The sequence below is a fragment of the Catenuloplanes sp. NPDC051500 genome (assembly GCF_044454585.1).
Taxonomy (GTDB): domain Bacteria; phylum Actinomycetota; class Actinomycetes; order Mycobacteriales; family Micromonosporaceae; genus Catenuloplanes.
Window position 1 is genome coordinate 235,757 of sequence record NZ_JBITDX010000001.1, and the last position, 13,403, is coordinate 249,159.

At 68.9% G+C, this 13,403-nt stretch carries 10 protein-coding genes; 3 read left to right on the forward strand and 7 right to left on the reverse strand.

Annotated features, from left to right (window positions below; all coding sequences use genetic code 11):
• Nucleotides 1–30: 30 nt before the first annotated feature.
• From yvcK to ACIA8K_RS01020, 6 genes are all read right to left on the reverse strand, one after another.
• The gene (gene yvcK, locus ACIA8K_RS00995) at nt 31–999 is read right to left on the reverse strand and encodes a uridine diphosphate-N-acetylglucosamine-binding protein YvcK (protein WP_396053564.1); all 969 of its coding nucleotides are present in this window, start codon (nt 997–999) and stop codon (nt 31–33) included.
• Nucleotides 996–1,871: an RNase adapter RapZ gene (gene rapZ, locus ACIA8K_RS01000; RefSeq protein WP_396054452.1), complete on the reverse strand. Its 876-nt coding sequence runs from the start codon at nt 1,869–1,871 to the stop codon at nt 996–998. Before rapZ ends, yvcK begins: the two co-directional genes overlap by 4 nt.
• A gap of 214 nt (nt 1,872–2,085) precedes the next feature.
• Nucleotides 2,086–4,293, reverse strand: coding sequence for an excinuclease ABC subunit UvrC (gene uvrC / locus ACIA8K_RS01005; RefSeq protein WP_396053566.1), 2,208 nt, complete (start codon nt 4,291–4,293; stop codon nt 2,086–2,088).
• A 96-nt stretch (nt 4,294–4,389) separates the two neighbouring features.
• The gene (locus tag ACIA8K_RS01010) at nt 4,390–4,893 is read right to left on the reverse strand and encodes a Rieske (2Fe-2S) protein (protein WP_396053568.1); all 504 of its coding nucleotides are present in this window, start codon (nt 4,891–4,893) and stop codon (nt 4,390–4,392) included.
• Nucleotides 4,894–5,099: 206 nt separating this feature from the next.
• A complete protein-coding gene (gene uvrA, locus ACIA8K_RS01015) occupies nt 5,100–8,072 on the reverse strand; it encodes an excinuclease ABC subunit UvrA (RefSeq protein ID WP_396053570.1) in 2,973 nt (990 codons plus the stop codon).
• A gap of 202 nt (nt 8,073–8,274) precedes the next feature.
• Complete coding sequence (locus ACIA8K_RS01020) at nt 8,275–10,065, reverse strand: hypothetical protein (RefSeq protein ID WP_396053572.1); 1,791 nt, start codon at nt 10,063–10,065, stop codon at nt 8,275–8,277.
• An 83-nt stretch (nt 10,066–10,148) separates the two neighbouring features.
• On the opposite strand from ACIA8K_RS01020, the gene ACIA8K_RS01025 reads away from it, so the two are divergent.
• The 3 genes from ACIA8K_RS01025 to ACIA8K_RS01035 all read left to right on the forward strand — a co-directional run bounded on the left by ACIA8K_RS01025 (nt 10,149) and on the right by ACIA8K_RS01035 (nt 11,575).
• Nucleotides 10,149–10,808, forward strand: a complete 660-nt coding sequence (locus ACIA8K_RS01025; protein ID WP_396053574.1) for an MBL fold metallo-hydrolase — start codon at nt 10,149–10,151, stop codon at nt 10,806–10,808.
• Between the two features lie 135 nt (nt 10,809–10,943).
• A complete protein-coding gene (locus ACIA8K_RS01030) occupies nt 10,944–11,153 on the forward strand; it encodes a type II toxin-antitoxin system VapB family antitoxin (RefSeq protein WP_033340347.1) in 210 nt (69 codons plus the stop codon).
• Complete coding sequence (locus tag ACIA8K_RS01035; RefSeq protein WP_396053576.1) at nt 11,150–11,575, forward strand: PIN domain nuclease; 426 nt, start codon at nt 11,150–11,152, stop codon at nt 11,573–11,575. The genes ACIA8K_RS01030 and ACIA8K_RS01035 overlap by 4 nt, the downstream gene beginning before the upstream one ends.
• 46 nt (nt 11,576–11,621) lie before the next feature.
• On the opposite strand, the gene ACIA8K_RS01040 is transcribed toward ACIA8K_RS01035, so the two are convergent.
• Nucleotides 11,622–13,307: a DUF2079 domain-containing protein gene (locus ACIA8K_RS01040; protein ID WP_396053578.1), complete on the reverse strand. Its 1,686-nt coding sequence runs from the start codon at nt 13,305–13,307 to the stop codon at nt 11,622–11,624.
• Between the last annotated feature and the right edge of the window lie 96 nt (nt 13,308–13,403).

Here is a 13,403-nt window from a genome sequence, read left to right on the forward strand (position 1 = left end):
CTCACTATCTCCGCTCGCCTCGCCCATGGCTTAACGATCGACTCCCAGCACCGGCACCAGCGCGACGCCCAGTGTGACCGGATCATGTCGCGGGCTGCCGTCCGGCACCGCGACGGACGCCAGCACCAGCCTGGCCCCAAGCGATTCTGCCGCACCCGCGACCGGTTCGGGGTCACCGACGGCCGCGGGATCCGCAAGCACCACGTCCGCACGCAGGCCGGGCAGGTACCAGCCGAGCGCGGCCAGATGATCGGCGGCGGAGAGACTGAGTGTCTCCTGTTCCGCCGCCAGGTTGAGCAGCACCGCCTTGCGGGCCCGGCTGCTCAGCACGGCCTCGGCCAGCTCCGGTACCAGCAGGTGCGGGATGACACTCGTGTACCAGCTGCCCGGCCCGAAGATCAGCCAGTCCGCCTCGGCCACGGCGGCGAGCGCCTCCGGGCAGGCGGGCGGGTCCTTCGGCGTGAGCCGGACCTGCTGCACGGTGCCGCGGGTGACCGCGACTGCGTGCTGGCCGTGCACGGTGCTCACCTCGTCCGGCCGGTCGGGGTCCGCGCCGCGCACGTCCGCCTCAAGCTGGACCTTGTGGGTGGACATCGGCAGCACCCGGCCCTGCGCGCGGACCATCCCGGCCGCGTGGTCGAGCGCGGCGACCGGGTCGTCGAACAGCTCCATCAGGCCGCAGAGCAGCAGGTTTCCGACCGCGTGCCCGGTGAGCGGGTCCTCGTCGCCGATCCCGGCCGGGACGAACCGGTGCTGGAACAACGCGGCGGTACGCGCGGAGATCTCGTCCTCCGCGGCGAGCGCGGCGAGCGCCTGGCGCAGATCACCGGGCGGGAGGATGCCCCGTTCGGCGCGCAGCCGGCCGCTGGACCCGCCGTTGTCGCCGACCGTGACCACGGCGGTGATCTCCAGGTCCAGCTCGGGCCGGACGGACCGCAGCGCCCGCAGCGACGCGCCGAGCCCGTGCCCGCCGCCGAATGCGACTACCTTCAAGCTCATTCGCGGCCCAGGTCGCGGTGCTGGGCGTTGGCGGAGAGGCGGGCGTCGCGGAGCCGGGCGGCCATCTCCTCGGTGATTGCCACGCTGCGGTGCTTGCCGCCGGTGCAGCCGATAGCGACCGTGAGGTAGCGCTTGCCCTCGCGCTCGAAGCCGGACGCGGTGGCCGCGATCAGCCCGGCGTAGGAGGCGACGAAGTCGATGGCGCCGTCCTGACCCAGCACGTACGAGCTGACCGCCTCGTCCCGGCCGGTGAACTCGCGCAGCTCCGGCACCCAGTACGGGTTCGGCAGGAAGCGGGCGTCGAGCACGAAGTCCGCGTCCGGGGGCAGGCCGTACTTGAAGCCGAACGACAGCACTGTCACCCGCAGCCGCCGCGCGTCCTCGCCGCCGAACAGCTCCTCGACGCGCCGCCGAAGCTGGTTCACGTTCAGGTGGCTGGTGTCGATGATGACGTCGGCCTCGTCGCGGGCCTCCTCGAGGAGCTTCCGCTCGGCCGCGATGCCGTCCGCGAGCCGGCCGTCGCCCTGCAGCGGGTGCGAGCGGCGCACGCTCTCGAAGCGCCTGATCAGCACCTCGTCGTCCGCGTCCACGAACACCACCCGCGGGTGGAAGCCCTTGTCCCGCAGCGCCTGGATCGCGCCGGTCAGGTCGGTGGAGAACGCGCGGCTGCGCACGTCAAGCACCATGGCGGTGTGCCGGGTGGCAGTGCCGCCGGCGGCGAACGCCAGCTCCGCCATGTCGACCATGAGCGCCTGCGGCAGGTTGTCGACGACGTAGAAGCCGACGTTCTCGAGCGCGCGGGCCACTGTGCTGCGGCCGCCGCCGGAGACACCTGTGACGACGACGAGACTGACCTCGGAGCGTCCCTCCAGCTCCGCCTCCGAGCGGTGCTCGCCGTGCCTGTCGGCCGAAGGCTCCACCGTCCGGTCCGCGGACGATCCCGCCGCCCGGTCGGCGGCGCGCCGTTCGGGCCGATCGGTCGCGGCCTCCTCCACTCGTTCTCCGCCGTGACGGTCGGGCCGATCGGTCACGACCATCCCCCTCAAGTGTCGAAGTGTGTGCGGGCCGGACGCCCGGCCGCCAATCCTAGAGTTCGCCGGTGGTGGCCCGCGCGCCCGCGTCCGCCACAACCTCGCCGGTGGGTGCGCTGTTCCCCGGCACATCCGCCGGTCCGGCCGGTGCGGACCCGGCCGGATTTTCACCCGTCAGGGCGGTGAGGATGGCCTCGGCCGTGCGCGGCCCGATGCCGGGCACCTCGGCGATCTCCTCCACAGAGGCGCCTGCCAGCTTCTTCACCGAGCCGAACTGGCGCAACAGCGCCTTCCGGCGTACCTCACCCAAGCCTGGCACGTCGTCGAGCGCGGAGACCGTCATCCGCTTGGAACGACGCTGACGGTGAAAGGTGATGGCGAAGCGGTGCGCCTCGTCACGGACACGCTGCAGCAGGTAGAGCGCCTCGGAGTTGCGCGGCAGGATCACCGGGAACTCGTCGTCCGGCATCCACACCTCCTCCAGCCGCTTGGCCAGGCCGCAGAGCGCCACGTCGGTGACGCCCATCTCGGCCATCACCGCTGCCACTGCCGCGACCTGGGGCGCGCCGCCGTCGACCACGATCAGATTCGGCGGGTACGCGAAGCGCCGCGGCCGGCCCGTGGCCGGGTCGATGCCGGGCAGCTCGGCGGGCACCGGCTCGCCGCGCGCGGTCAGCTCGACCGGCGCCAGCTCTCCGTCCGGAGTGACCTCGTCGTTCGGAGTGACGCCGTCGGTCGATGTGGCCTCGCCTGCCGGACTGACGTCGCCGGCGCCGGGTGCTGTGGCCCCGGCCGTCGGGCCTCCGGGTCGTACCGTGGCGGCGTTGTCGTTGATCTGGTCTTCCGGCCGGGCGTTGTCGGACTTGAGCCGGGCGAAGCGGCGGCGCATCACCTCGGACATGGCGGAGAGGTCGTCCATGCCGCCGCCGTGCCGGTCGCCGCGGACGATGAACCGCCGGTACTCGCCCTTGCGGGGCAGGCCGTCCTCGAAGACGACCATGCTGGCGACCACGTCGGTGCCCTGGATCTGGGAGACGTCGAAGCACTCGATGCGCAGCGGCGCGGTGTCCATGCCGAGCGAGTCCGCGATCTCCTCAAGCGCCTTGCTGCGGGTGGTGAGGTCGCCGGACCGCTTCAGCTTGTGCCGGGTCAGGGACTCGGCCGCGTTGCGGGCCACGGTCTCCATCAGCGTCTTCTTGTCGCCGCGCTGCGGGATGCGGAGCTGGACACGGCTGCCGCGCTTGTCGGAGAGCCAGTCGGCGAGCGCGTCCGCGTCGTCGGGCAGCGCGGGGACCAGCAGCTCGCGCGGCACGTCGGTCTCGCCCTGCTCCGCGCCGTAGACCTGGGTGCAGAAGTGGTGGACGAGGTCGCCGAGGGACAGCTCCTCGTTCTTCTCCACGACCCAGCCGCGCTGGCCCCGGATCCGGCCGTCGCGCACGTGGAAGACCTGGACGGCGGCTTCGAGTGGGTCGTCGGCGAACGCCACCACGTCCGCGTCGGTGCCGTCGCCGAGCACCACTGCCTGCTTCTCAAGCGCCCGGCGCAGTGCCGCGATGTCGTCGCGCAGCCGGGCGGCAAGCTCGAAGTTCAGCTCGTCGGAGGCGGCCATCATCTCGCGCTCGATCCGCTTGACCATGGTGTCGGTCTTGCCGGCCATGAAGTCGCAGAAGTCGTCGACGATGTCGCGGTGCTGATCCATGCTTACCTGGCCGGTGCAGGGCGCGGAGCACTTGCCGATGTAGCCGAGCAGGCAGGGGCGGCCGACCTGACCGGCGCGCTTGAAGACACCTGCCGAGCAGGTGCGGGCCGGGAAGACGCGGAGCAGCAGGTCGAGCGTCTCGCGGATGGCCCACGCATGCGAGTACGGCCCGAAGTAGCGCACGCCCTTGCGCTTGGCGCCGCGCATCACCTGGAGGCGGGGGTAGTCCTCGTCGAGCGTGACCGCAAGGAACGGGTACGACTTGTCGTCGCGGTACTTCACGTTGAACCGCGGGTCGAACTGCTTGATCCAGGTGAACTCCAGCTGGAGCGCCTCGACCTCGCTGCCGACTGTCACCCAGTCGACGGACGCGGCGGTGGTGACCATCTGCTGCGTGCGCGGGTGCAGTGTGAACGTGTCGGCGAAGTAGGAGTTGAGCCGGCTGCGCAGGCTCTTCGCCTTGCCGACGTAGATCACCCGGCCGGTCGGGTCACGGAACCGGTAGACACCGGGGGCCTCGGGGATGGTCCCGGTTGCGGGGCGGTAGGTCGACGGGTCGGGCACGGGTCCCAGCGTAATCCGGGGGTCTGACAACCAGTCCCCTGCGGCCGGGCATACGAGTGGCCGGGCGCCCGTGCGCCCGGCCACCGTGAGACGGAACTAGCCGAGCACGATCGAGTCGCCCTCGACGGTGATCTGCTTCTGCGCGAGCGCCTTCTTCGCCGGGCCCGAGGTCGGCGAGCCGTCCTCGATCGAGAAGATGCTGTTGTGGCACTTACACGTGATCGCGCCACCGTCCACGCTGGTCACCGGGCAGCCCTGGTGGGTGCAGATGTTGCTGAAGCACTTGAACGTGCCCTCGGTCGGCTGGGTGACGACCACCTTCTGGTCCGCGAAGATCTTGCCGCCGTTGACCGGGATGTCCGCGGTCTTGGCGAGCGCGTCGGCGGTGCTGCCACCGCCGGTCGCCGGTGCGCTGGTCGCCGCGGCCCCGGTCGTCGCCGGCGCGCCCGTGGTCGGGGTCGCGCCGGCGCCCGAGCTGGTGCTCGGCGCGTCCGCCTCGGTGCCGCAGGCCGCGAGCGCGGTGACCGCACCCACGGATCCGACGCCGGCAAGCAGCGTCCGGCGCGACGTGGCGGACGCGAGCATCTGCTCGTTCTTCATGCTGTAAACCCTCCTGTTAGCCCGCGGTACGCCGGCGTCGACGGCCGGTCGCATCCACGTCCATAGACACGGGTGGCGGGTCCGGCCGGTTCAAAGATCCGGCCGAACCAACCCAAGTCCGTTACTCACGGTAGAGAACACACCTGTGGGTAACATAAGAACCCGGACACGGTCTGCTGACTGAGGGTAGGTTTACCTGCCCCTGTTCATCGACTCGCCGTGGCCTTGGCCCGACTAGCACGAGCCTTCGTGGCGGCGGCGGGTTTCACCGAGTTGACCTTTTCACCGTTCGCCTTGGCGGCGCGCGCGGTGGCTTCCTTCGAACCGGCCGGTTCGCCCTCCAGGCCGAGCATCGGGCGCAGGAACTGCCCGGTGTGGCTCTCGGCCACCTCGGCCAGCTCCTCAGGCGTGCCGATGGCCAGCACGGACCCGCCGCGGTGGCCGCCCTCCGGGCCCATGTCGATCAGCCAGTCGGACGACTTGATCACGTCGAGGTTGTGCTCGATCACGATCACCGTGTTGCCCTTCTCGACAAGGCCCTCAAGCACGAGCAGCAGCTTGCGGATGTCTTCGAAGTGCAGACCGGTGGTCGGCTCGTCGAGCACGTAGATCGAGCGGCCGTTGGAGCGCTTCTGCAGCTCGGAGGCGAGCTTGACGCGCTGCGCCTCACCACCGGAGAGCGTCGGCGCGGGCTGGCCCAGCCGGACGTAGCCGAGACCCACCTCGACAAGCGTCTTCATGTGCCTGTGGATCGAGGTGATCGGCTCGAAGAAGGTAGCGGCCTCCTCGATCGGCATCTCCAGCACCTCGGAGATCGTCTTGCCCTTGTAGTGCACTTCGAGCGTCTCGCGGTTGTACCGCGCGCCCTTGCACACCTCACACGGGACATAGACGTCAGGCAGGAAGTTCATCTCGATCTTGATGGTGCCGTCACCCGCGCAGTTCTCGCAGCGGCCGCCCTTGACGTTGAACGAGAAGCGGCCGGGGCCGTAGCCGCGCACCTTCGCCTCGGTGGTCTCCGCGAACAGCTTGCGGATGTTGTCGAAGACGCCTGTGTACGTCGCCGGGTTCGACCGCGGGGTACGGCCGATCGGCGACTGGTCCACGCCGACGACCTTGTCGATCTGGTCGAGCCCGGACACCCGGGAGTGCCGGCCGGGCACCAGCTTCGCCCCGTTGATCTGGTTCGCCAGGACCTTGTAGAGAATGTCGTTGACCAGGCTGGACTTGCCGGAACCGCTGACGCCGGTGACCGAGATCAGCTGGCCGAGCGGGAACGGCACTGTCACGCCGCGCAGATTGTTCTCCCGGGCGCCCTGAACGACCAGCTCGCGCTCGGTACGCGGGCGGCGGACCATCGGGGTCGGGATCTTCTTCCGGCCGGACAGGTACGCCCCGGTCGCCGACTCCTTGTTCTTCAGCAGGCCGGCGAAGGTGCCGCTGTGCACCACGTTGCCGCCGTGCTCGCCGGCGCCCGGCCCGATGTCGACCACCCAGTCCGCCTGGCGGATGGTGTCCTCGTCGTGCTCGACGACGATAAGCGTGTTGCCCAGCTTCTTCAGCCGGAGCAGCGTCTCGATCAGCCGGTGGTTGTCCCGCTGGTGCAGGCCGATGGACGGCTCGTCAAGCACGTAGAGCACGCCGACCAGGCCGGAGCCGATCTGGGTGGCAAGCCGGATGCGCTGCGCCTCGCCGCCGGAGAGCGTGCCGGCCGGCCGGTCCAGCGACAGGTAGTCAAGGCCGACGTCGACAAGGAACCGCAGCCGCGCGTTGATCTCCTTCAGCACCCGCTCGGCGATCATCTTCTGCCGGTCGTTGAGCTGCATCTCGCCGAGGAAGTCCGCACACTCGCCGATCGAGAGGTTGCAGACCTCGGCGATCGACTTGTCGTTGAGCGTGACGGCAAGCACCTCGGGCTTCAGGCGGGTGCCCTTGCACGTGCCGCACGGCACGTCCCGCATGTAGCCCTCGTACTTCTCCCGGGACCAGTCCGACTCGGTGTCCGAGTGGCGGCGCTCGATCCACTGCATGACGCCCTCGAAGCCGGTGTAGTACGACCTGTCACGCCCGTACCGGTTCCGGTACTTGACGTGCACCTGGTCCTCGGCGCCGAACAAAATCGTCTTCTGCGCGGACGAGGACAGCTTGCGCCACGGCGTGTCGAGCGTGAAGTGCTCCTGCTCGCCGAGCGCCTCCAGCAGCCGCAGGAAGTACTCCTGGGTCTGGCCGCCGGCCCACGGCTGCACCGCGCCGTCCCGCAGCGTCCGCTCGATGTCCGGGATGACCAGCTCGGGGTCGATCTCCTTCTTCGTGCCGAGGCCCGTGCACTCCGGGCAGGCGCCGTACGGCGCGTTGAACGAGAAGACCCGGGGCTCCAGGTCCTCGATCGCCAGGGGATGCTCGTTCGGGCAGGCGAGGTGCTCGGAGAAGAGCCGCTCGCGGTCCGGGTCGTCCTCCGGCCGGTCGACGAACTCGAAGATCACCAGGCCGCCGGAGAGACCGAGCGCGGCCTCGACCGAGTCGGTGAGCCGCTGCTTGCCGCTCGCCTTCACGCTGAGGCGGTCGATGACCACCTCGATCGTGTGCTTCTCCTGCTTCTTCAGCTTCGGCGGCTCGGTCAGCGGGTGGACCACGCCGTCGACCCGGGCCCGCGCGTAGCCCTTGGACTGCAGCTCGGCGAAGAGATCGACGTACTCACCCTTGCGGCCGCGGACCACCGGGGACAGCACCATGAACCGGGTGCCCTCCTCGAGCGCGAGGATGCGGTCGACGATCTGCTGCGGAGACTGCTTGGAGATCAGCTCGCCGCAGACCGGGCAGTGCGGCACACCTGCGCGCGCGAAGAGCAGGCGCAGGTAGTCGTAGACCTCGGTGATGGTGCCGACGGTCGAGCGCGGGTTACGCGACGTCGACTTCTGGTCGATCGACACCGCGGGCGACAGGCCCTCGATGAAGTCGACGTCCGGCTTGTCCATCTGGCCGAGAAACTGCCGCGCGTACGAGGACAGAGACTCCACGTAGCGCCGCTGGCCCTCGGCGAAGATCGTGTCGAACGCGAGGCTGGACTTGCCCGACCCGGAGAGGCCGGTGAAGACGATCATCGCGTCGCGTGGCAGATCAAGGGAGACGTCACGGAGATTGTGCTCACGCGCGCCACGAATGATCAGTCGGTCGGTCACAGCCCGCCCACTTCCCAGCTCAAAAAAGTCATATCTGTGGTCTGTGTCACACCCGGCCGGTCGACGGCCCGGGATGTTCCAACGCCCTTCCCCCCGGTTGAACTCCCGCTTCCCCGATCGGGGTACTAACAGCAGGTCAGAACGCAGGCGAGCGCCGGAGCGACGGTACCCGAGGGGTATGACATTTTTCCGTGGGACGGGGTCAGACCGGCAGGTCCGACACCTCCCAGACCCAGGCGCCGCCGACAAGCCTCGGCTCCCGGCCCAGCAGGTCGGTCACCGTCGCCTTGAGCAGGTCCGCCCGCGCGTGCGTCTCCCCGAGCACAAGCGCGCCGGCCTTCCAGTATTTCAGGTCTTCCCGCGCGGCAGCCCGATCGACCGGGGTGACCACAGGTGCGTACCCATAACGGATGATGTTGAACAACATTTCCGAGGTGGGACGCAGTGGCGCGTTCCACGTGCCGGTCGTGTTCTCCTCGCCGTCCGTCGGGCCGAGGAAGTAGCCGCGTGGCACCGGCGCGTCCAGGCCGATGAACGAGGCCATCCGCATGCCCTCGCGGCCGACAGTCACCTCCGGCAGCGGCACCGGCACCAGCGAGCGCCCCTCCGGCACGAACTCCCGCCACTGGCCGGACATGATCAGCTCCGGCACCCGGGTCGGGTAGGCGGTGATCAGCGGCTTCGGCGCGACCGGGAGCAGCGCGACCGCCACCGTGACCCACCAGATGATGACCCGCCGCCCGCCGCCCTCGTTGTCCTTCAGCACCCGGGCGGTCGCGGCGGCAAGCAGGAACGCGCACGCCCAGACCACCGCCATGGTGAAGCGGGTGGTGGTGATCAGGTTGATCACCGGCAGGTGGCTGACGAAGAACAGCGGCATCGGCACGCCGGTGTCGACGCCCCCGGCCCGCAGCGTCGGCCCGGTAGCGATCAGCACGAAGACCAGCCCGGTGATCACCACCGCCCGGGTCGCCTTGTTCCGCCAGGTCAGGATGGTGCACACGACGAGCACCACGACCATCGGCAGGCCGAAGAAGCTGTTGTCCTCGGTCGGGCTCACGCTCAGCGTCTGCGCCACGGCCTCACTGCCGGCGATCGACTGACGCGCGTAGAAGATGTACGACGCGAGGTCTGTGACGTAGACGTCCGGCGTGAACGGCAGACCGTGGTAGTACTGCCGGCCGGAGAACTGCACCATCAGCGGGTACGCCAGGAGCGCGCCGGCGGTGAGCACCGCGACGCCGAGACCCTTCAGCCCGGGAACCAGCGCGGCCCTGAAGTCGCGCCACGCCGCCGGCGCCCAGGCGATCAGGAAGATCGCGCAGGCAAGCGCCACGAAGAGCAGGATCTCCTCGTTGATGAACGCCTGCACGGTGACCACCAGGCCGAGGATGACGCCGTTCCTGAGGCTTCTTCCGTTCTCGCGGAGGGTGGTGACGCGCCAGAACAGGAACGGCACCAGGATCAGCACAGTGAAGTTGATGTGCCCGTTCGCGTGGGAGATCATCGTCGGCGCGAAGCCGCCCCACAGTCCGCCGACGAACGCGGCGCTCCGCGCGTCGACGAAGTGGCGGCTCAGCACCCAGTACCAGGCCCCGGCCGTGCCGCCCAGCCCGATCGTGATCAGCAGCACCAGCGCGACGCCCGGCCCGAACCAGTGCGTGATCGGCGAGATCGGCACCCCGAGCGCCAGGATCGACGTGTTCGCCATCATGTTGATGCCGTCGGGGAAGTTCAGCCGGTCCGTGAAGAGCAGGTTCTCCCCGTGGAAGACTGCGCGCTCCGCGTGGGCGAGCACGAACAGGAAGAAACCGTGATCATCCTCGTTCGCCCGCAGCACCCGGCCGTCCGGATCAGCCCACAGGCGCGACGTGACCAGCACGGCCAGCGCGGTATAGACGACCGCGGCTATCGCGTCCCAGGCTCGGCCGGGCTTGCGCTGGTCGGCGGGCTGCGGTGTCGCCTCCTCGGGCGTACTCTCCAGGACTCGCACCCGCGCATCATGCCAGAACCACGTTCCACGTTTGCTGTGGCTAGGCTGGGTTTGAGTAGATCATCGATGCGGTTGGGGGCGTCATGACGTCATATTCCGGGCATGTCTCACCGGGGTCGGCACCTGCGGTACGCACGCTGCCGGCGTTGACCATCACGAAGAAGTCGGTCGGCGGGAAATACGACAACAACGCCTACCTGCTCCGCTGCACCGCCACCGGCGCCCAGCTGCTGATCGACGCCGCAAACGACGCGGCCGACCTGCTCGCGCTGATCGGCGACGGCGGCCTGGCCACCGTCGTCACCACCCACCGGCACGGCGACCACTGGGGCGCGCTCTCCGAGGTCGTGGACGCCACCCGCGCCGAGTCCGTCGCCCACCGCGACGACGCCGCGGAACTGCCGGTCGTCAGCCGTACCGTGGTCGACGGCGACACGATCACTGTCGGTGAGGTCAGCCTGGAGGTCATCCACCTGGTCGGCCACACGCCCGGCTCGATCGCGCTCCTCTACCAGGACCCGTCCGGGACCGCGCACCTCTGGACCGGCGACTCCCTCTTCCCCGGCGGCGTCGGCAACACCTTCGGCGACAAGACCGCCTTCGACTCCCTCATCACCGACGTCACCACCAAACTCTTCGACCGCCTCCCGGACGACACCTGGTTCTACCCGGGCCACGGCGACGACTCGACGCTCGGCGCCGAGCGCCCCTCTCTTCCGGAGTGGCGCGAGCGCGGCTGGTAGATCAGCGGGTCGTCTCATCGCCTTGGGTGGGTAGCGCGGCGCTGGACGACTCCATCTCCCTCCTCACTGGCATCAGACGCAGCGGACCCTCGCCGTATATACTCAGGACTTGCCCTAGATATACGGGAGGCTCACGTGGCAAAAGTCCTCATCGACATCGACGAGGTCGCGCTCGCGGAGGTGTCCGAGCTGCTCGGCACCAAGACCAAAAAAGATACCGTGAACTCGGCGCTCCGAACGACCGCGCAACAGCTCAAGCGGGCTCAGGCGCTCAGTCGCCTGGCGGAGCTCGGCGAGGCGGGCGCGTTTGACGAACTACTCGATAAGAGCGCCTACCGGGCATGACTCCGGCTAAATTCCTCGTCGACACGAGTGCCGTCGTCCGTCTGTCCCGTGACCCTGTCGTCCGGGAGCGCTGGCAGGGGCAAATCTTCGCCGGCGTGATCGGTCTATGCCCACTGACCGAGCTGGAACTCTTATATACAGCCCGGTCCAAGGCCGATCGCGAGGAGCAGTTGAATCTGCTGAACGCCACGTTCACCTGGGTCGCGGTGCCCGACCGTGTCTACGGCCGGGCCGCCGAGGTCCAGCAACTGCTCACGCATAACGGCACTCATCGCTCAGCCGGCCCTGTCGACCTGCTTCTGGCGGCAACCGCCGAGTTGCAGTCCCTGACGCTCGTCCACTACGACCATGACTTCGAAACGATCGCCAAGGTGACCGGCCAGCCCACCGCGTGGCTGGCGTCACCCGGATCGATCGTCTGACCGCCCTCCTGGCCACCGACTCGGCGACGGCCAGGAGGGCTGCTGGTCAGCTGGCCTTGCCGGTGCCGCGGATCTCGGTGGTGGCCGGGGCGGTGCGGTTGAGGACGATGAAGCGGCCGTCGGTCCAGGTGGTGCGGAAGCCCATCCGGTCGAGTTGGGCCGTGATGAGGGGCATGTCGTCGGGGCCGATGGGGCAGTCGGGGCGGACGGTGTCGAGGATGGCCCAGTCGCCCTTGTCGACGTTGGAGCCGATCAGGGTGACCGTGTTGGTGGGCAGCAGCGGGATCACCATGTTGTTGGTGGCCCGCACGTCGACGCCCTCGGGGACGTGAGAGAGCGCCTGCTTCGCGCCGTCGATCATGCCGCTGCTGTTCTTGAAGTCGACCTGGCCCGCGTGCCACTTGAGAATCCAGTTCTCCTGGTTCTCCTGGATCGTGAAGCCGAGGAAGACCACGGCGGCGACCGCGGCCAGGATCAGCCCGCTGCGGACCTGCCGGGCGGACCGTACCGGAGCCGGTTTCTCGTCGTCGTTCTTCTCGTCGTCGTCGCGCGTCGCCGGCGGCTCGTCACCACCAGAAGATCCCCGCGGGGGTACGGGTGTACCCGCCGAACCCGCGCCGACGAGCACCTCTTCCCGCTCCTCCGTCGACTCCGTCTCGGCGGGCGTGCGAGGCGCCCTGGCCGGGTCCTCGGTCGGGCCGAGGCCGCGGAAACGGTCGATCAGGCTGCCGACCCGGCGGATGCTGTCCGCCACGGCGGCGAACAGGACCGGCATGAGCGGCATGTCGTAGTAGAGGTTCGACGCCCACTGCGTGTCCCGGGACGAGAGCATCCGGCTCATCATGATCGGCACGATGAGCAGTGCGAGGGGCGAGGCGAGCGCGGCGAAACCGACCGGGAGCAGCAGCTTCATCCAGGTCTCGACCTTGGACGGGTGGTCGATCAGGATGCCGATGATCTCCACCGGGTGGGTGATCATGTATGGGATGCCTTCGAGGATCCCGTCCGCGTGCAGGCTCTGCTGGTAGTCGACCGCGTAGGTGAAACCACCGGGGTTGACGGTCGGGATGATCAGCTTCAGCGTCAGCACGAACCACACGACGCCCCAGGCGATCAGGAACGCGCCGTGCCGCCAGCGGCGGTTGAAGAGCGCGAACAGGCCGAGCATCACACAGAACAGGCCGCCGTCCTCCTTCACTGTCACCAGCAGCATGAAGATCGCGGTGGCGTGGTTCCACTTACCGGCGAGCGCGCGCTCCAGGCCCCAGGCGAGCAGCGGCGCGCCGAACATGACCTCGTGCACCGGGAACATGATCGTGCCGGTCACCGCGTGCGCGCCCAGGTAGGCGATGAGCATGCCGGCGCCGACCCAGATGCCGTACCGGCGGCGGAAGATGTGGTAGATCGGGATGCCGGAGAGGCAGATCAGGATGACCTGCGCATACACCAGCACGATCGCGGAATCGTAGATCCACAGGACCGGCGCGAGCAGCGCGAAGATCGGCGAGAAGTGGTCGCCGAGCTGCGGATATCCCTTGATCGGCACGTCCGGCCAGCCGCCGTACGCCCAGCCCTGCACCGCCTGGTGGAAGATGCCGAGGTCGCACGCGCCCGCATCGAAGGTGAGGAACTGCGCGCGCGCCCACCGCCCGAAGATGTAGAGCGCTACGAGCACGATCCAGGTGCACGGCGACAAGGCGGTTCTGATCGCTAATTCACGGACTCTCGACACGAAGGCGGATCTTAGCCAATGCCGGAGGACCGCATCGTCGGGAGAAGAGTCCATTGACGAACCGGGCGCCTCCTGCATAGGACATCGGCGACGAAA

Excerpts from the sequence above, each read along its gene's own strand:
- yvcK (WP_396053564.1), bottom strand. The coding sequence starts at position 999 with ATGAGCTTGAAGGTAGTCGCATTCGGCGGCGGGCACGGGCTCGGCGCG.
- ACIA8K_RS01010 (WP_396053568.1), bottom strand. The coding sequence starts at position 4,893 with ATGAAGAACGAGCAGATGCTCGCGTCCGCCACGTCGCGCCGGACGCTG.
- ACIA8K_RS01025 (WP_396053574.1), top strand. The coding sequence starts at position 10,149 with ATGACGTCATATTCCGGGCATGTCTCACCGGGGTCGGCACCTGCGGTA.
- ACIA8K_RS01035 (WP_396053576.1), top strand. The coding sequence starts at position 11,150 with ATGACTCCGGCTAAATTCCTCGTCGACACGAGTGCCGTCGTCCGTCTG.